19 protein-coding genes are annotated in these 17,329 nt (G+C 65.8%); 11 read left to right on the top strand and 8 right to left on the bottom strand.

Features of this window, described 5'->3' with window-relative positions; translation table 11 throughout:
* Window positions 1–117 precede the first annotated feature (117 nt).
* The 4 genes from NNX35_RS05120 to NNX35_RS05105 are packed head-to-tail and all read left to right on the top strand — an operon-like array spanning window position 118 to window position 2,792.
* Complete coding sequence (locus tag NNX35_RS05120; protein ID WP_255765434.1) at window positions 118–591, top strand: RNA polymerase sigma factor; 474 nt, start codon at window positions 118–120, stop codon at window positions 589–591.
* Entirely contained in the window at window positions 578–1,207 is a 630-nt protein-coding gene (locus tag NNX35_RS05115; RefSeq protein WP_255765433.1) for a methylated-DNA--[protein]-cysteine S-methyltransferase, read from the top strand. The genes NNX35_RS05120 and NNX35_RS05115 overlap by 14 nt, the downstream gene beginning before the upstream one ends.
* Window positions 1,204–1,887: an alpha-ketoglutarate-dependent dioxygenase AlkB gene (locus NNX35_RS05110; RefSeq protein ID WP_255765432.1), complete on the top strand. Its 684-nt coding sequence runs from the start codon at window positions 1,204–1,206 to the stop codon at window positions 1,885–1,887. Before NNX35_RS05115 ends, NNX35_RS05110 begins: the two co-directional genes overlap by 4 nt.
* On the top strand, window positions 1,884–2,792 hold the full coding sequence (locus NNX35_RS05105; RefSeq protein ID WP_255862270.1) for a DNA-3-methyladenine glycosylase: 909 nt from the start codon (window positions 1,884–1,886) through the stop codon (window positions 2,790–2,792). The genes NNX35_RS05110 and NNX35_RS05105 overlap by 4 nt, the downstream gene beginning before the upstream one ends.
* 17 nt (window positions 2,793–2,809) lie before the next feature.
* Here the strand turns inward: NNX35_RS05105 and NNX35_RS05100 are convergent, their stop codons facing one another.
* Complete coding sequence (locus NNX35_RS05100) at window positions 2,810–3,190, bottom strand: DUF1304 domain-containing protein (RefSeq protein ID WP_255765430.1); 381 nt, start codon at window positions 3,188–3,190, stop codon at window positions 2,810–2,812.
* Between the two features lie 221 nt (window positions 3,191–3,411).
* Here NNX35_RS05100 and pstS point away from each other — a divergent pair, with 221 nt between their 5' ends.
* The 3 genes from pstS to NNX35_RS05085 all read left to right on the top strand — a co-directional run bounded on the left by pstS (window position 3,412) and on the right by NNX35_RS05085 (window position 6,411).
* Entirely contained in the window at window positions 3,412–4,527 is a 1,116-nt protein-coding gene (gene pstS / locus NNX35_RS05095) for a phosphate ABC transporter substrate-binding protein PstS (protein WP_255765429.1), read from the top strand.
* A 126-nt stretch (window positions 4,528–4,653) separates the two neighbouring features.
* Window positions 4,654–4,854 (top strand): hypothetical protein, encoded by a 201-nt coding sequence (locus tag NNX35_RS05090; protein WP_227920152.1) that lies wholly within the window; start codon window positions 4,654–4,656, stop codon window positions 4,852–4,854.
* A 78-nt stretch (window positions 4,855–4,932) separates the two neighbouring features.
* A complete protein-coding gene (locus tag NNX35_RS05085; protein ID WP_255862271.1) occupies window positions 4,933–6,411 on the top strand; it encodes a mannitol dehydrogenase family protein in 1,479 nt (492 codons plus the stop codon).
* Window positions 6,412–6,435: 24 nt separating this feature from the next.
* On the opposite strand, the gene NNX35_RS05080 is transcribed toward NNX35_RS05085, so the two are convergent.
* Together NNX35_RS05080 and NNX35_RS05075 are read right to left on the bottom strand one after the other, a co-directional pair.
* Window positions 6,436–7,167, bottom strand: coding sequence for a GAF and ANTAR domain-containing protein (locus tag NNX35_RS05080; RefSeq protein WP_255862272.1), 732 nt, complete (start codon window positions 7,165–7,167; stop codon window positions 6,436–6,438).
* 59 nt (window positions 7,168–7,226) lie between these two features.
* Entirely contained in the window at window positions 7,227–8,177 is a 951-nt protein-coding gene (locus tag NNX35_RS05075) for a lantibiotic dehydratase C-terminal domain-containing protein (RefSeq protein WP_255862273.1), read from the bottom strand.
* Between the two features lie 377 nt (window positions 8,178–8,554).
* Here NNX35_RS05075 and NNX35_RS05070 point away from each other — a divergent pair, with 377 nt between their 5' ends.
* The 4 genes from NNX35_RS05070 (at window position 8,555) to NNX35_RS05055 (ending at window position 12,601) form a co-directional block, all read left to right on the top strand.
* A complete protein-coding gene (locus tag NNX35_RS05070; RefSeq protein WP_255862274.1) occupies window positions 8,555–10,102 on the top strand; it encodes an ATP-binding protein in 1,548 nt (515 codons plus the stop codon).
* A 56-nt stretch (window positions 10,103–10,158) separates the two neighbouring features.
* Window positions 10,159–11,304, top strand: coding sequence for a zinc-dependent alcohol dehydrogenase (locus tag NNX35_RS05065; protein WP_255862275.1), 1,146 nt, complete (start codon window positions 10,159–10,161; stop codon window positions 11,302–11,304).
* A gap of 16 nt (window positions 11,305–11,320) precedes the next feature.
* Window positions 11,321–11,896, top strand: a complete 576-nt coding sequence (locus NNX35_RS05060) for a hypothetical protein (RefSeq protein ID WP_255862276.1) — start codon at window positions 11,321–11,323, stop codon at window positions 11,894–11,896.
* Window positions 11,897–12,007: 111 nt separating this feature from the next.
* Window positions 12,008–12,601, top strand: a complete 594-nt coding sequence (locus tag NNX35_RS05055) for a DUF1992 domain-containing protein (protein WP_255867169.1) — start codon at window positions 12,008–12,010, stop codon at window positions 12,599–12,601.
* Between the two features lie 3 nt (window positions 12,602–12,604).
* On the opposite strand, the gene NNX35_RS05050 is transcribed toward NNX35_RS05055, so the two are convergent.
* The 5 genes from NNX35_RS05050 to NNX35_RS05030 all read right to left on the bottom strand — a co-directional run bounded on the left by NNX35_RS05050 (window position 12,605) and on the right by NNX35_RS05030 (window position 17,191).
* On the bottom strand, window positions 12,605–13,645 hold the full coding sequence (locus tag NNX35_RS05050; protein ID WP_227920127.1) for a hemolysin family protein: 1,041 nt from the start codon (window positions 13,643–13,645) through the stop codon (window positions 12,605–12,607).
* The gene (locus NNX35_RS05045; RefSeq protein ID WP_255867167.1) at window positions 13,638–14,999 is read right to left on the bottom strand and encodes a hemolysin family protein; all 1,362 of its coding nucleotides are present in this window, start codon (window positions 14,997–14,999) and stop codon (window positions 13,638–13,640) included. The genes NNX35_RS05050 and NNX35_RS05045 overlap by 8 nt, the downstream gene beginning before the upstream one ends.
* A 186-nt stretch (window positions 15,000–15,185) precedes the next feature.
* Entirely contained in the window at window positions 15,186–15,341 is a 156-nt protein-coding gene (locus NNX35_RS05040; protein ID WP_255867166.1) for a hypothetical protein, read from the bottom strand.
* A 201-nt stretch (window positions 15,342–15,542) separates the two neighbouring features.
* Window positions 15,543–16,055, bottom strand: a complete 513-nt coding sequence (locus NNX35_RS05035; protein ID WP_255765420.1) for a CarD family transcriptional regulator — start codon at window positions 16,053–16,055, stop codon at window positions 15,543–15,545.
* Between the two features lie 296 nt (window positions 16,056–16,351).
* Complete coding sequence (locus NNX35_RS05030; RefSeq protein WP_255765419.1) at window positions 16,352–17,191, bottom strand: formate/nitrite transporter family protein; 840 nt, start codon at window positions 17,189–17,191, stop codon at window positions 16,352–16,354.
* Between the last annotated feature and the right edge of the window lie 138 nt (window positions 17,192–17,329).

Genomic DNA, 17,329 nt, shown 5'->3' with positions numbered 1-17,329 from the left:
TGATCTCCTTTGATCTGCGACGTAGAGGGAAGTCTAGCCACCGCCGTCGGACGCGGGAAACTTTCTTGACCCGGCGGCTCACAAACGGAGCGCGGAAAACGTCTACCGTATGTGGAAGTGAAACCCTTTGAGCAGATTGTCCGCGAACACGGCCCGTCCGTGCTGCGCGTCTGCCGTGCCGTCGTGGGCCCGGACCAGGCCGAAGATGCGTGGTCCGAAACGTTCCTCGCCGCCCTGGGCGCCTACCCGGACCTGCCCGAGGGCGCCAACGTCCAGGCCTGGTTGGTGACCATAGCCAAGCGGAAGGCCGTGGACCAGCACCGTTCCGCCGCCCGAAACCCGGTTCCGGTGGACGAAGTCCCCGAACCGGTGAGGGCACCGCAGGTGGACACCGACGGACTGTGGTCGGCCCTGAAAACCCTGCCGGTCCGCCAGCGCGAGGCGCTCGCGTACCATCACCTCGCCGGGCTCCCGTATGCCGAAGTGGCCCGGCTGCTCGGCGGCAGCGAAGCCGCCTGCCGCCGCTCCGCGGCAGACGGGATCAAGAAACTACGAACCCTGTATGAGGAGGACCGCCATGGCATCCTTTGAGACCACCGACGCCGGCCCCTCCAGTGCCGGGCTCCTGGACCCCGACCCCCGCGAGGGCGCGGTCCTTGCCGCCCTGCATTCCCGCCTGGCCGCAGGAGCCGGGTTAGCCGGGCTGCTGGACGTTGCCTACACCGTCATCGACAGTCCCGTGGGCCGGCTCATCCTTGCCGCCACCGACGCCGGCCTGGTCCGGGTCGCGTTCGAATGCGAAGGGGTGGATACCGTGCTGCAGGACCTCAGCACCCGGATCAGCCCGCGGATCCTCGAGGCTCCGGAGCGCCTGGCCCGTCCCGCCGCCCAACTCCGCGAGTACTTCGAAGGGACCCGGCGCAGCTTCGACCTGGACCTGGACCTGCGGCTCACCGCCGGATACCGGCGGACCGTGGTCCAGGCGCTGCAGCAGATCGGTTACGGGCACACCTCCACGTATGCGGGCATAGCCGCACTAACCGGAAACCCCGGTGCCGTCCGGGCTGTGGGCACCGCCTGCGGCCGCAATCCGCTGCCCCTGGTCATCCCCTGCCACCGGGTCCTGCGCTCCGACGGGACTACCGGCGGCTACCGCGGCGGTCCCGCCGCCAAGAAGATCCTCCTCGACCTGGAAGCCGCCGCATGAGCAACTCCCTCTTTCCCCGCGAACGATCCGAACCCGCCGTCGGCGCCGTCCATGTGCCGGGTTGGCTGCCGCCGGAGAAACAGCAGCGCATTGTCCAGGCCTGCCGGCAGTGGGCCATCGGGCCCGTTCCCATGCGCGCGGCCGTCCTCCCCGGCGGGCACACCATGTCCGTGCAGACCGTATGCCTGGGCTGGCACTGGCAGCCCTACAAGTACACGCGGACGGCCGACGACGTCGGGGGCGGCCGCGTTGCCGAGCTGCCGGACTGGCTGGTCGAGCTGGGCCGCGACGCCCTACGCGAGGCCTATCGGCAGCCCGACGGCGGGTACGCCCGGGACGATTTCCGGCCGGAGAACTACACCCCCGATACGGCGCTGATCAACTACTACGCCGAGGGCGCCCACATGGGCATGCACCAGGACAAGGACGAGAAATCCAGCGCACCGGTGGTATCCATCAGCATCGGGGACACCTGCGTTTTCCGGTTCGGGAACACCGAGACGCGGACCCGGCCCTACACCGACTTGGAGCTGGAATCCGGAGACCTGTTTGTCTTCGGCGGTCCCTCCCGGTTCGCCTACCACGGTGTTCCGCGGACCCTGGCAGGCACGGCGGACCCGGCATCCGGCCTGCCCGCGGGGCGGATCAACATCACGCTGCGCATGACCGGACTGTCATGACCGAGGGGGCGGCCCTGGCAGGCAGGCAGCGGCGTCCACTCCGGCACCGCGGCCCCTTCGCCTGGGAACCGCTCGCCGGTGCCCTGCAGGCGCACGCCGTGCCCGGCCTGGAGCGGGTTACCCGGACGGACGACGGCGCTACGGTCGAGCGGTTGCTGGAGGGAGCTTCGTCCCCCGTCGCCGTGGCAGTGTCCCTGGCGGACGCCGGAGTAGTCCTCGACCTGCCCGCGCTGCCCGCGGCGGAGGAAGCCGCCCTCATATCAACGGTCCGGACCTGGCTGGACCTGGATGCTGATCCGGGCGTAGTGGACCCGTTCCTCTCCCGATTCGAGCTGCTGGAACCCCTGGTGAACAGGCACCCCGGCCTGCGGGTGCCCGGCTCCACGGACGGCTTTGAAACCGGCGTCCAGACTGTCCTCGGGCAGCAGGTATCCCTCGCGGCCGCCCGGACCTTCGGCTCCCGGCTGGTTGCGGCGTTCGGGGAGCCCGGGCCGAACGGGTTGTCCGCTTTTCCGACGGCGGAGCGGCTGGCAGCAGTGCCGGCCGCCGAGATCCAATCCGCGGTCCGGATCACCCATGCCCGTGCCCGAACTCTTTCTGCGCTGGCCGAAGCCGTGGCCGGTGGCCTGCCGCTGCGCCCGGGAGCGGAGCCGGCGGCCGTGCGCACCGGCCTGCTGGCCCTGCCCGGAATCGGACCGTGGACAGCGGACTACCTGGCTGTACGGGTGCTGGGGGACCGGGATGCCTACCCGGCCGATGACTTGGTGTTGAAACGCGCTCTCGGGGTGGGGAGCGGGCGGGAGGCAGCCCTGCTTTCGCAGCCCTGGCGCCCGTGGCGCTCCTACGCCCTGTTCCACCTGTGGACCCGGGCAGCCTACGCGGTGCCGGCCCCCGCTGCGCGGTAGCTTCCGCCCGCGGCCCGTCAGGTCCCGAGCAGCGCAAAGACGAGGGACAACGCCGCCGGACCGCCCTGCACCAGGGACAGCCTGCCCATTCTCCTGTCGCTGAGCACCAGGACCACCGCAGCGAGCAGCATGCACGCAGTGGTGAAGGTCATCAGCGTCAGCCCGGCCACGGCATTACCGGCGACAAGCAGGACCACACCCAGTCCTGCGCCCACCGCCAGGAACAGGTTGTAGAACCCCAGGTTGTAGGCCAGTTGTGCGGTGGCCGCGGCATTGGTTCCCCGCAGCTGAAAGATCGCCGCGGTTTCCGGCTCGGCCCAGCGCAGGGATTCGAGCATAAAGAAGTAGAACGCCACGGCGGCGGCTACTACGGCAAAAATTGCGGCGGCAATCAGCACGGGCACTCCTTGCGGATGCGGGGGCTGCCGGCGCAGTCGCGCCCCAGCAGTGTTCTCCGCAGTGCCGTCAATGCTGACAGCAGACCCCGGCGATCCTCAAGGGGGAAGGGGTTTTCGGTTGGCAGGCGGGACCGATTCCCCGCTAGCCTTGAAAGGGCAGCATTTTTGTACCTGCCTCCCCGGCGCTGGACGCCGTATCCGCTTCTTTGGAAGGACACCCCTTGCGCCCGATCCGCCCCGCCCGTTCCCTGGCCACGGTGGTGCTGGCAACGCTTGCCCTGACCGCCTGCGGATCCGATTACCCCCTCGGTGACGCCCAGCGCGAGGCTGCCGAGAACAGCACCTCCAACCTCACCGGAGTGCTGTCCGGCGCCGGATCGAGTGCCCAGGGCCCTGCAATGGATTCCTGGATCGCCGGTTTCGGGACGCTGCATCCCAAAGTCCAGCTCCAGTATTCGCCGGACGGCTCCGGTGCAGGGCGCAGCGCGCTGCTGGCCGGTGCGGTGAACTTCGCCGGGTCCGACGCCTATCTGCAGGAAGAAGAGATAGAGGACGCCAAGGCAGTCTGCGGGCCGGAGGGTGCCCTGGACATTCCCGCCTACATTTCCCCGATTGCCGTGGCGTTCAACCTCCCCGGCATCGAGTCGCTGAACCTGGATGCCGTCACCATTGCCCGGATGTTCCGCGGCGAGATTGACACCTGGAACGATCCGGCCATCGCCGCACTCAACCCGGGCGTGCAGCTGCCTGAAACCCGGATCACTCCCGTCAGCCGGGCGGATGACTCGGGCACCACGGAGAACTTCACCGAATACCTGCACGAAGTGGCGCCCGATGCCTGGCCGGATGCACCGTCCGGAACCTGGCCGGGAGGGCTGCAGGGCGAGAACGCACAGGGAAGCTCCGGCGTCGTCAGCACGGTGACACGCACCGAGGGAGCCGTCACCTACGCCGACGACTCGGTGATCGACGATTCCATGGGCACCGCCAACCTGCTCGTCGGAACCGAATTCGTGCCGATCAGCGCCGAAGCGGCAAGCACCGCCGTCGAACAGTCCAAGCGCGTCCCCGGACGCGGGGAACATGACATTGCGCTCCAGCTGGACCGGCGGACCACGGCGCCGGGGGCCTACCCGCTGGTGCTGGTTTCCTACCAGATCTACTGCAGTTCGTATGACGACGCCGACCTCGTCGAGCGGGTGCGGACCTTCGGCCAGTACGTGGTGAGCGAGGAGGGGCAGCAGACCTCCGCGGAAGCAGCGAAGAGCGCCCCCATCCCCGAATCCCTGGCCGAAGAGGCCCGCGAGGCGCTGGAATCCATCACCGTCCGCGACTAGTTCCACGGGCCTGCGGTGCTACCTGCCGGTAGCACCGCAGCTTCCCCTGCTGCTCTTTCGTTGCCCTCTTGCGCCCCCTCATCGCCGGTGTCACCGTGGATTTACGCAACGCTGAAGGGGGCTGCTGTGGAACCCATCCGAATCGAACGCTGGTGGCCTTACCTGGACGGTTCGGCCAAGGACTGGTTGAGGCACAATCTCCGCCAGGACGGCCTGCCGCCCAAGGTCCAGGACCGGATTGCCGAGGCCGGCGGCCCCGTCATGGACCCCATCCTCGCCGAGCCGGACTGGGCCTTCATCGAACTGGACGCCCAGGCCGTCGAGTAGGGGTGCGGCACCAAGGCTGCTATGGGAGGGGTCGAGCCAATCTGCTAGATTGGCCGCACCCCGGCCTAAGGCGGCATTATGACCAAGCTCAGTGACGAGTCCCTGCCCCATCTCCCGCAGTCCATTGCCCGGCCCGGCTATGACCGCTCCCGGCTCAGCACCGGCATCGTGCATTTCGGTGTCGGAGGATTCCACCGGGCACACCAGGCGATGTACCTGGACCGGCTGATGAACGCTGGCAAAGCCCTGGACTGGGCTATTTGCGGAGTGGGTGTACTGTCCTCCGACGCCGCCATGAAAACCGTGATGGACAGCCAGGACTGCCTGTACACCTTGGTCCTGAAGCACCCCGACGGGGCCCTGGAAGCCCGCGTGATCGGCTCGATTGCCGAGTACCTTTTCGCACCCGAGAATCCCGAAGCGGTCATTGAAAAAATGGCATCCCTGGCCACGCGCATCGTCTCGCTCACGATTACCGAGGGCGGCTACAACATCAGCGACACCACGGGAGAATTCGATCCCGGAAATGCCGGCGTGGCGGCGGACCTGCAGCCCGGTGCGGTGCCCTCAAGCGTCTTCGGCCTGGTGGTCGAGGCACTGCGCCGCAGGCGCGAGCGAGGGCTGGCACCGTTCGCGGTGATGTCCTGCGACAACGTCCCGGGCAACGGCGAAGTGGCGCGAAAGGCCTTCGGGGAGTTCGCCCGGCTGCGGGACCCGGAGCTGGGCAAGTGGGTGCAGGAGGCTGTTTCCTTCCCCTCCTCGATGGTGGACCGGATCACTCCGGCGACCACCGATGCCGACCGCGCGCTGCTGTCGGAGGAGTTCGGCGTCGAGGACGCGTGGCCCGTGGTGGCCGAGGACTTCGAGCAGTGGGCACTCGAGGACGCCTTCCCGCAGGGCAGGCCACCGTGGGAAGACGCCGGTGTGAGCATGGCGACGGATGTGGAGCCGTACGAGCACATGAAACTGCGCCTGCTGAACTGCGGCCACCAGGGTCTGGCCTATCTGGGCTACCTTGAGGGCTACCGCTACGTGCATGAAGCAGCCCGTGACCCGCAGTTGGCACAGTTCCTGCTGGACTACATGGATAAAGAAGCCACGCCCACCCTGCTCCCCGTCCCGGGCATCGATCTGGCCGAATACAAGAAACGGCTGCTGCAGCGCTTCGGCAATGAACACGTCCGGGACACCCTCGCCCGCCTGTGCGCTGAAAGCTCGGACCGGATTCCGAAGTGGCTGGTTCCTGTGGTCCGCGAGAACGTGGCGGCCGGCGGCGAAGTCTCCCGTTCCGCTGCGATCATTGCCGCCTGGGCACGTTACGCCGAGGGCGTGGATGAGGCAGGCGAACCGATACGGGTTGTGGACAACCGGCGGGACGAGGTAATGGCCGTAGCCGCCCGGAACCGGGAGGATCCGCTGGCCTTCATTTCCCAGCAGCAGTTCTTCGGCGATCTGGCCTCCGATGCCCGGTTCACGGAAGCGTACCTATCCGCTCTGGGGACCCTGCACCGCAGCGGAGCCGCGGCTGCCGTCGCCGCACTGGTGGACAAGGCCTGACCGGACAGCGTCCAGAGGCACGCCCTAGTCGACGAAGTGGGTTTTCACAGCCTGCGAGGTCACGGACTGCACCACGCGCTCGGCGACGTCCCGGAGTTTCACGTTCCGGTTGCTGGAGGCGTCGCGCAGGATTTCGAAGGCCGCTTCCTGGCTGCATTTGTTCTGCGCCATGACAATGCCCACGGCAACGTCGATGGTGGTCCTGGCTCCCATGGCCGCGCGGAGGTGATCGGCGGTGCTCCTGTGCCGGGCGATCTGGACGGCCAATTGCAGGGTAACTGCCGCCTCGGCGGCGAACATTTCGGCTGACCGGATGATGTCCGGCGTGAAGTGACCGGCGTCCCGGGCATACAGGTTGAGCCCGGCACCGCCGTCGTTACCGAGGATGAGCGGAACGCCGAGGATGGAATAGAAGCCGCGGTCCCGGATGGCGTCCGCATACTCCGGCCACCGCGGGTCGGTGCGCACGTCTTCCACCACGACGGTCCGCCCTGTCCGCGAGGCCCGCATGCACGGCCCGTCTCCGAAGCCGTACTGGATTTCGTCCAGCGCCCGCGCCGCCTCGCTGCTGCTGGCCACGGTGGTGCCCTGCTTGTTCCGAAGCAGGGTCACCCCGGCCAGGACTTCGGCATCGCTGCTGAAAAGCTCAGCGGCACGCATGGCGAACCCCTCAAGGAAGAACTCCACCGACTCAGTCTGCAGAATTAGCTGCTGCAATTCAGCTGCAACGGACTGCTGGTCCGCGGTTAGGCTCATACGCTGATTCTATCGCCGCCCGGCCCCGCACCCGTCCGCGCAACCGCTGCCCGCCACGCCTAGGTGGCCTCCACCAATTCGGTTTCCTTCTCCCTGCTCCACGTCCTGGCATAGACCCCGATCAGTGCCTCCTGGCGAAGCGTGAATCCCAGCCGGTTCAACAGGCCGTGCGCCTGGTACACAGTGAGGTGCTGGGCGCTGCGGCTGGCTCCGGCCTTGTCTGCCCGGTAGAGGTAGGTGTCAATGGTCCGCAGCCAGCGCCGGCGCCAGTTGGTGACGGCGGGTTCGGAGGCGGTGGCCATCATCAGCCGGTGCACGGGCATCAACTGGGCCTGGGCCTGCGCACCGGTAGCCTTCTGCACTCCGGCAGCCCGCGGATCGGAAGCGGTGCAGCTATAGAGATGGCTGTCCCAGTAGTACTCCCAGGAAACACGACGGCGGTCCGGCCATGTGGAGGCCCGCGGTCCCTTCATCATGGCGTAGGCCGAATCGAAGAGAAGCAGGGATGCCAGCGCCGATCGGTTCTGTGCCTTCGCAAACCGGGCGGTTGCCCAGAGGCAGAGATCGGAGGAAAGCTCGAAGACTTCCTCTGCCAAGGCCAGCCCGTCAACGCCGCCGTAGCGGGCCAGGTCCGCTTCGACCGACGGCAGCAGCGCGTCCGTGCCGATTGTCCGGTCCAGCACCGGTTCGTTGAATTCATGCTCCACCGAGAGGCTGCGCACCGGATCCCCGGACTGCTCCTGCAGTGCCCCCAGCAGGGACTGAAGCCGATCCAGGGTTTCCACGGGGGCAAGTACCCGAAGCCGGACCTGCGCATTGGACGGCTGCATCCGTCGGGTATAGAACCACCGCTTGGTTCCGCAAAGCCTCGCCTGCGCAACGAGGGGGGTCACAAGTTCACCGATGATCCGGTCTGCCAGTTCGAAACTACCGGCATCGACGGTCAGGTTCCACCATGTGGGGTGAGGAGAGGGGCGGGAGGGGGTGCGGAGCGCGGCTGGCTGGGTCATGGCCATCCTTTCGGTGCTTGTTGTGCTGAGCCACCCCACCCGGAACGCCTGTTTCAGCGCGTCCCGGGATGGAAGTCTTTCCCAATCCAGCGGCCGTGTCCACCACCTGAGGTTCCTCGCTGCGAAGACGGGCGGAACCCATCCCGAAGCGCTCGATTAGTAGTAATATCTCCTGCTTGTGCACGCGGGTCCGGGGGTGCCGCACAGCCGCACCCCCGGTACTGCAGGGGCCGGGAATAGGGTAATTCCGTCATATTTACGGATATCGCAAGCAGGCTGATAAATTGTTTGGCCGGGCACAAGACTTCTTCGAATATCCGATGAATGCGGGCCCCGGAAATTGTCCCTGCATAACTTGTTCTTCCAAAAGGTCCGGCATGCCCATGATTTCCCGCCGTTTTCCGCGCATCGGCCGGCAACGGACGTCCATTCCGGACTGGCCGGCCCTTTTCCACTGTTCCCCGTCCGGATACGTTGTGGTTTCCGGGCAGGGCGTCATCCTGGAATCAAACTCCACTTTCGCGGCGTGGATCGGCAGGAACCGGAGCGCGCTCGCAGGCACCGTTTTTGCCGATCTCCTTTCGCCCGAAGACCTGCTGGAATACCAGCGCTGGAGCGCGGCACTCACAACAACACCTGCAGCGAATCTAAGCGTCGACTTCAACGGAGCCGGAAACACCAGGCTGCCGGCTCACATCTCGGCGGTCCGGACCGCCTCCCGCGGCCGCACCGTGGACCTGGTCACGGTTTTCCCCATGCCCGGAAGGCGCAGGTATGAACGCGACCTGGTTGACGCGCTCCAGCAGGCCGAAGCCGCAGAAGCCGCACGCGGTGCTGCCGAGCGCGCGGCCAAGGAGCGGGAATCACTTCTGAAAACCATCCTGGACACGGTGGACGTGGGGGTGCTCGTGGTGGATGACGAGGGCCGGGAAATCCTCGCCAACGCCCATATGGAGGCCAGCCGGACCATATTGGGGGCCGAAGACCTGAGCGACTTCGAGTCCGGAGCGTGGTCTGTCTACGGTCCGGACCGGATCACACCGCTTCCGGACGAGTTGCTCCCCATCCGCCGTGCCGTTGCCGGTGAATCCTTTTCGCAGCAGATCATGTGGATCGGCACCGGCGAGGGCAAGATGGCGGTCAGCGTGTGTGCACGCCCGGTGCGGAACGGAGGGGACTTCAAGTGCTCGGTCCTGGCATTCAGCGACGTCACCCAGCTGGTGCGCGCGCTGGCGGCACAGGGTGAGTTCGTGGGTAATGTGTCCCACGAGCTGCGTACACCCCTGACGTCCATCCTCGGCTACCTGGATATGGCCCTGGAAGAAGAAGGACAGTTGCCGGGCACGGTCGAATCGGCCCTGCAGGCAGCGGTTCGAAATTCCGAGCGGCTGCTGCAGCTGGTCTCCGATCTGCTGTCCGTGGCATCCGACAACGGCGCGATGGAACTGCAGGAAGTGGATCTGGCTTCCACCGTCGCAGCCGCCGCCGATTCCTTCCGCCCCCACGCGCGGATCAACGGGGTGGAAATCGGTGTTGAGGTGGCGGCCGGGCTGCGGGCAGTGGCGGACGAAGGCCGGATCCGGCAGGTGCTGGAAAACCTGGTGTCCAATGCCGTCAAGTTTTCACCCGGCGGCGGAACGGTGCGGATAGGGGCGCGGAGGCAGGATGAAGCCGTGGTGATTGAGGTCGCCGACACCGGAATCGGCATGACGCCGGCGGAGCAGGAACAGGTCTTCAGCAAGTTCTTCAGGTCCGGGCAGGTTCTCACCGCGGCCATCCCCGGGGCAGGATTGGGCCTGGTGATCACCCGCAGGATTGTGGAAGAGCACGGGGGGAGCATCGACTTCAGCAGCGAGGCGGGGCGGGGAAGCGTCTTCACCGTGAAGCTGCCGGCGGCTGGGCCGGGTACAAGCTTGCAAAGTTAGTAAGTCTGCTTATCGTTAAGGGGCCAGATCCGGCTTCAGAGCGAGGAGACTGTCCAATGCGAGCGATGGTGTACCGAGGGCCCTACAAGGTGAGGGTGGAAGAAAAGGACATACCGCCGATCGAGCACCCCAATGATGCCGTCGTGCGGGTCACCCGGGCGGCCATCTGCGGCTCCGATCTGCACCTTTACCACGGCCTGATGCCGGATACCCGGGTCGGCACGACGTTCGGCCACGAGTTCATCGGAGTGGTGGAGGAAGTCGGATCGTCCGTGCAGAACCTCAAGGTCGGGGACCGTGTGATGGTCCCGGCCAACATCTACTGCGGATCCTGCTATTTCTGCGCACGGGGGCTCTACTCGAACTGCCACAACGTCAACCCCAACGCCACGGCCGTAGGCAGTCTCTACGGCTATTCGCACACCACCGGCGGTTACGACGGCGGCCAGGCGGAGTTCGTCCGGGTCCCGTTCGCCGACGTCGGACCCTCCCTCATCCCCGAGTGGATGGACGAAGAAGACGCCCTGATGTGCACCGATGCACTCGCCACGGGCTATTTCGGCGCCCAGCTGGGGGACATCGTCGAAGGTGACACCGTAGTGGTTTTCGGTGCCGGCCCGGTGGGTTTGTACGCCGCCAAGTCCGCCTGGCTGATGGGCGCCGGCCGGGTGATCGTGATTGACCACCTGGACTACCGGCTCGAAAAGGCCCGGACCTTCGCCCACGCCGAGACCTACAACTTCACCGAGTACGACGACATTGTGGTGCACATGAAGAAGATCACCGACTACCTGGGTGCCGACGTCGCAATCGACGCCGTGGGAGCCGAGGCTGACGGTAATTTCCTGCAGCAGGTTACGGGCACGAAGCTCAAACTGCAGGGAGGGTCCGCAGTGGCACTCAACTGGGCGATCGACTCGGTACGCAAGGCCGGCACCGTGTCCGTCATGGGCGCCTACGGTCCGCTCTTCAGCGCCGTGAAGTTCGGAGACGCACTGAACAAGGGCCTGACGCTGAACATGAACCAGACGCCGATGAAACGGCAGTGGCCGCGCCTGTTCGAGCACATCAAGGCCGGCTACCTCAAGCCCAGCGAGATCATCACGCACCGGATTCCGCTGGAGCACATCGCCGAGGGTTATCACATGTTCTCCGCCAAGCTGGATAACTGCATCAAGCCCGTCATCGTCCCCGGTTCCTGAAAGGAAGGACACTGCAATGGCCTACACGCCGCAAAAGCCGACCCGAACCCCGTCCAGCGAGGAACTGCGCGCGCGGATCCCGGGCTGGGGTGTTGACCTCGATCCTCGGGACCGTCCTGCCGTGCCCAAGCTGCAGTTTGATCCCACCCTCAGCGGCGCGCATTGGGAATTCCCGGAACGGCAGGAAGAAAAGTTCCCGCGGGAGCGCTCGATCGAGCACAAGTTCCTCACCCCGGTGTTCGGCACCGCCTGCCCGCCCAAGGGACTGTCCGGCGTGATGCGCCGGTACGCCTACCGCCGGTACAGCGAGGCCCGTGCGGCCCACTGGCTGATCCTGCTCGCCGCGGACCGCGTAGACGCCGTGGAGAGCCATCTTGCTTCCTTCGCGACCCTGCACCCGGATAATCCGATCACGGAGACCGGGGTGCTGAGCGAGTTCACCCGCCACGGCGTCTCCTCCCGGGTGGGCCGGAAGCGGGCGGACGTCAATCACCAGTGGATCGACCCGATCATCGTCGGCGGCCCGTGGCTGCTGGCCGGTGCGGGGGCGGCTACCGCCGTCGGCGCCGTGGTGCGCCGGCTGCGGAAGTAGCGCGGAACCGGGCACGCCTTCGTCGTGTCTGCCGTTGGTCCTTAGTAGGAATACCGGAGAGGTCCGAATCGGTTAAGACACCACACGGGACACGTTAGGCGGCGGGAGATCATGGACGGCAGGGGCGTTGAGCAGTACCGGCGCAGGATGGAACGGGCCGCACAGCTGCGGGCGGCGGCGGCCGGCGGAGGGCTCGACGATGAAGACCTCCAGCGTGCAGAGGCCGAGGAAGGGCTGCGGCACAAGCGCCGGAAAGTCGACGACGCCGCCAAAGCCGATTATCTGGTTCGGGATGCCATGGCCCGGGGCGAATTCGACAACCTGTTGTACGCCGGAAAACCTATCCCGAACCTGGGCGACGGCCATGATCCGGACTGGTGGATCAAGGGGCTGATGCAGCGCGAGAACGTGACTGGATTGGGACCCAAGGCCATCCTGCTGCGCACGGAAGACGCGGAACTGGACGCTCGGCTGGACACGCGGTGGACCGAAAAGCAGGTTCGGGAGATCGTCCAGGATTTCAATGCGCGTGTCATCGATGCGCGCCGCCAGCTCGAAGGAGGTCCGCCCGTTATCACGCGCACCCGCGACGTCGAGCAGGAAGTGCAGCGCTGGCGGGAACGGAAGGCGGAGGAAGCCGAAAAAGAAGCCGCCGCCGCTCCGGAGCCGGAGCAGCGGCGGCCTTGGTGGAAACGCAGGCGCTAGGCGTTAGACGGTGGTGGCGTCGTGGACTTCGCCCACCAGCTCTTCGATGATGTCCTCGAGGAACAGGACACCCGTGGTGTTGCCCTTCGCGTCAAAAACCCGAGCCACGTGGGCGCCGGTGCGGCGCATGGTGGCCAGGGCATCCTCCAGCTCGCTGCCCCGGTAAGCGGACGCCAGGCGGCGGATCCGCTTGGCGGGCACCGATGCGGCGAACTCGTCCGGCGTGGTGAGGTCCATGACGTCCTTCAGGTGAAGGTAGCCGTCGGGATCGCCGTCGTCGTTGGTGAGGATGTACCGCGAGTAACCGTGGACGTCCACAGCCTGCTGCAGGTCCGCAGGGGTTGCGGTCTCGGGCAGCAGCACCATCTGGCTGATCGGAACTTCGACGTCGGCCACGGTCTTCTCCGTGAACTCGAACGCGGCCGTCAGGGTACCGCTGCGGTCTGAAAGGACACCGTCACGCGTGGACTGCTCCACGATGTTCGCGACCTCGTCCAGGGTGTAGGCGCTGGTGGCTTCGTCCTTGGGCTCCACCCGAAACAGGCGCAGGACACCGTTTGCTATGCCGTTCAGCGTCCAGATGATCGGACGGACAATGCGGGACACGATCACCAGGGGCGGAGCCAGCAGCAGTGCGGCGCGGGTGGGCACGGAGAACGAGATGTTCTTCGGCACCATTTCACCCACCACCACGTGCAGGAACGTCACCAGCAGCAGCGCCACCACAAACGCGATAATGCCGATGGCGTCTGCGGACAGCGGAGTCAGGCCCAGCGGAATCTCCAGCAGGTGGTGGATGGCCGGTTCCGAGACATTCAGGATGACCAGGGAACAGACGGTGATGCCAAGCTGGCTGGTCGCCAGCATCAGCGTGGCGTGCTCCATGGCCCACAGGGTGGTTTTCGCGGCCTTGCTGCCGGCTTCGGCCTTGGGTTCAATCTGTGACCGGCGGGCCGAGATGACGGCGAATTCAGCACCGACGAAGAACGCGTTGACCACCAGCAGCACTACGAGCCAGATGATTCCGGGCAGGTATTCACTCATGGGTCAGGTCCTTGGTCAGCGAGTCGACAATGCGGTCATGGGCGCTCACCGGGGTCTCCAGGGAGCCCGACGGGGTGAAGCGCAGGCGTTCGATGTGGTTGCGGACCACCCGTTCCACACGGAGCGTGCCGCCCTCGATTTCCACTTCGTCGCCCAGCTCCGGCAGCCGGTCCAGTACGTCCGTGACAAAACCGGCGATGGTGTCATATTCCTCGCCGTCGGGAACCTCGACGCCGGTGCGGTCCAGGAGTTCGTCCGGCCGGAGCGAGGCGTCGAACGTGATGGCGCGGCCCGTGCGGATGACGCCGACGCGCGCGCGGTCGTGTTCGTCCTCGAGTTCGCCCACAATCTCCTCCACGAGGTCTTCGAGGGTGACGATGCCGGCGGTGCCGCCGTGCTCGTCGGACACGATCGCGACCTGCAGGCCCTGGGCGCGCAGCAGTCCCAGCAGCGTGTCAACGCCCATGGACTCGGGTACATGCAGCGGTTCCACCATGAGTTCTGCGGCCGTGACGGAGGTCCGTGCGGCCAGCGGTACGGCGAAGGCCTGCTTGAGGTGCAGCACGCCCAGAACGTCGTCCGAATCGCGTCCGATCACGGGGAAGCGGGAATAGCCGGTTGCCGTGGCAACGGCGACCACCTGTTCGGCAGTGTCGGACTCGTGGACCGTCCGCATGCGGACCCGGGGGGTCATAACGTCCGCCGCGGAGTGTTCGGCGAAGCGCAGGGTTCGGTTCAGGAGCACGGCGTGGTCCAGGTCCAGCACGCCTTCCAGCGCTGAACGCCGAACCAGGGAGCTGAGTTCTTCGGCGCTGCGTGCGCCCGAGAGCTCTTCCTTGGGTTCGATGCCGAAGGACCGGATGATGGCGTTCGCCGTGTTGTTGAACAGCAGGATGACGGGCTTGAACACCGTGGTGAAAACGGTCTGGAAGGGCACTACCAGCTTGGCGGTGGCCAGGGGGAGCGCCAGGGCAAAGTTCTTGGGAACCAGTTCGCCGATGATCATCGAGAAGATGGTGGCGAGGAAAATGCCGGCGACGGCGCCGATGCCCGGCACCATCCCCTCCGGCAGGCCCAGCGCCGTGAGCGGGGAGCGCAGCATCGAGCTGATTGCAGGTTCGAAGGTGTACCCGGTCAGCAGGGTGGTCAGGGTGATGCCGAGCTGTGCGCTGGAAAGATGGGTGGAGGTGATCTTCAGCGCGTTGATTGTGGGATTGAGGCGTTTCTCGCCCTTGGCGCGGCGGGACTCAAGGTCCGCACGGTCCAAATTGACGAGCGCAAATTCGGAGGCGACAAAGAGTCCGGTGCCGACGGTGAGGAGCAATCCTACGCCGACCATGAGCCATTCATACATGGGGCTGCCCCTCTCTCGTGATAGCCGGTGCAGCCGGAGTGGGCACAGTCTGCAGGTCGGTCAGGACGGGGAGGGGCATGGGTTTATGTGAGGGAGGGTCATCCATAGTCCAAGGAATGTTACAGGATGGACCTGTTTGCTGTTCCAAGGTTTCCTTCAGGCTGTAGCCGGAAACCACGTCAATGCCTACCAGCTGCCCTGCCCGTGCCGATACGTGGGCTCGTGGTTGGTGGAGGCCGCCACCCGGTGCTGGCGCACCAGGCAAAACGGGTCATAAAGTTCGATCCCCAGCCGGCCGGTGCCGGGCACGGGCTGGCAAAAGCAGGTGCAGGGAAAGTTCACGGGCGCCTTTCCGGGCCCTCGCATCAAGGCCCTCGAAGTTCTCTTGATCCGCAGCGGAGGGTCCCCGCGGGAAGCGGAAACCGTCCTACTTTCCTTGATACAACGCCAGCGCGTCCTGAGCCAAAACGGGCAGTTTCCGCAGCCTTCCCGTCCTTCCGCACGCCGGTGGAATGCGGAAGGACGGGAAGCGGCGGCCGGGAACTAGCTGGTCGCCAGCTCCGGCTCGCTAACCGTTTCCATCAGGACGGAATCGAGCAGGTCACCGGCGTCCTCCGCTGACGAGGATCGGGCCAAGGCAAGTTCGGAGACAAGCAGCTGCCTGGCCTTCAGCAGCATCCGCTTTTCCCCGGTGGACAGGGGGTGGGTCCGCTCGCGGCACCACAGGTCGCGGACAACTTCTGCGATCAGGCGAAGTTCACCGGTGGACATTTTGCCTTCGTTGGCCTTGAACCGCCGGGACCAGTTGTCCGGTTCCATCCCCACGGGTCCGCGCAGCACCGTAAACACGGCCTCTACGCCGGCGTCGTCGATGACGGAACGTACCCCTACGTCTTCGGCGTTGTCCGCCGGGAGCTTGATGGTCAGTTCAGTCGCGTGGACGCGGAAGGTCAGGGTTTCCCGCTCCACTCCCTTGACTGTCATGGGGGAAATATCGGTAACGGTGACGGCGCCGTGGTGCGGGTACACCAGGGTCTGCCCGACGGTGAAATTCAAAATGACGTCCCTCTGTTCAAATGGTTCCGAGCTTGCTTCGGAAGCGGGCTCCCGAGACCGCTTGGACCTGTCCGGGCCGGTCACCGGTGAAGGGTGACGGCCGGGCGCGCGGGCAATAGAGAAGGAGTCAATTTCCAGGCGGGAGGTGCGGATCTTGCTGAAAAGGTTGACGGATTAGTCGTTGACTGTCCGGCTCGCGGTCCCCACGCTGTCCCGTCAGCTTATCCTCCCTGCGCAAGTGCCTTCTTTTCGGGGCCGCTTCCAGTGCTTGGTTCCGCCGCTCGGCGCACTTGTGCTCAGGCTTTCCCCCGTGAGGCGTCGGGGTCCTCGGGTGCCTCACTGCGCCGCTGTGCCACCAGTTCCTTGGTGCGCACCAGCCGCAGTGCCGTGACCAGCACCAGCCCGCCCAGCATGTTGAACAGCAGGGTGTAGCCGAACCAGCCCAGCCATTCGAGGTACGTGATTTCCGCGCCGGAGATGATCGCGCCGAAGATCAGCAGCGAGTCCAGGATGGAGTGGAAAAGCTGGAGCCCGGCGAGCAGGAAACCGCCGATTACCGTCGCCACGATCTTTGCCGGGTCCGAGGTGGTTCCCTGCTGCATACGGCTCATCAGGGTGATGGTGCTGCCGCCCAGAACCGCCAGTGCCACGGTCTGGAGTGAGAAGGGCGCCTCGGTAAAGTGCGACGCCGATGTTGCCACCGTGGACGACCACTGCGGAAAGGCCTGCATCACTATCCACATGAAGATCCAACCGCCGGCCAGGTTGGCCAGCAGGGTCCCGCCCCAGAGCTTGGCGAGCAGTTTCATGCTGCCTTCCCTTGCGGCAACTGCCGCGACCGGCATGAGGAAGTTCTCCGTGAACAGCTCGCTGTGGGCCAGGAAGAGGGCGATCAGGCCGACACTGAATGCCAGGCCCGCCAGGAGGTGGTCTCCCGTTTCATGCATCACGGCGAGATAGGCCATGACGCCCAGCCCAACCTCCATGCCGCCGAACACCCCGGTCACCAGGATGGTCCGGAAGGTGCGGTGCAGCCGTTCTGCGCCTTCCGTCACCGTCTTGTCGAAGGATTCCTTAAGTTCGTCCTCCACCGGCGCTGCGGACTCTCCGATTTCGCTGCGGCGTTCCTCGCTCATGGCGTCCTTCCGGTGCGGCTGGATCTTTCTGGATGCGGTGCTGTTAAACCATAAAGCGGCCGGGGCGCGGTTCAATTCCCATTCCGTGAGTCCGTACCCGTACCGGCTTCGCACAGACATGGCACAGTCTCAGCACAG

Source organism: Arthrobacter sp. zg-Y844 (assembly GCF_024385465.1).
Taxonomy (GTDB): Bacteria; Actinomycetota; Actinomycetes; order Actinomycetales; family Micrococcaceae; genus Arthrobacter_B.
Note: the sequence above shows the minus strand (reverse complement) of the source record. Positions and strands in the feature narration are given on the sequence as shown.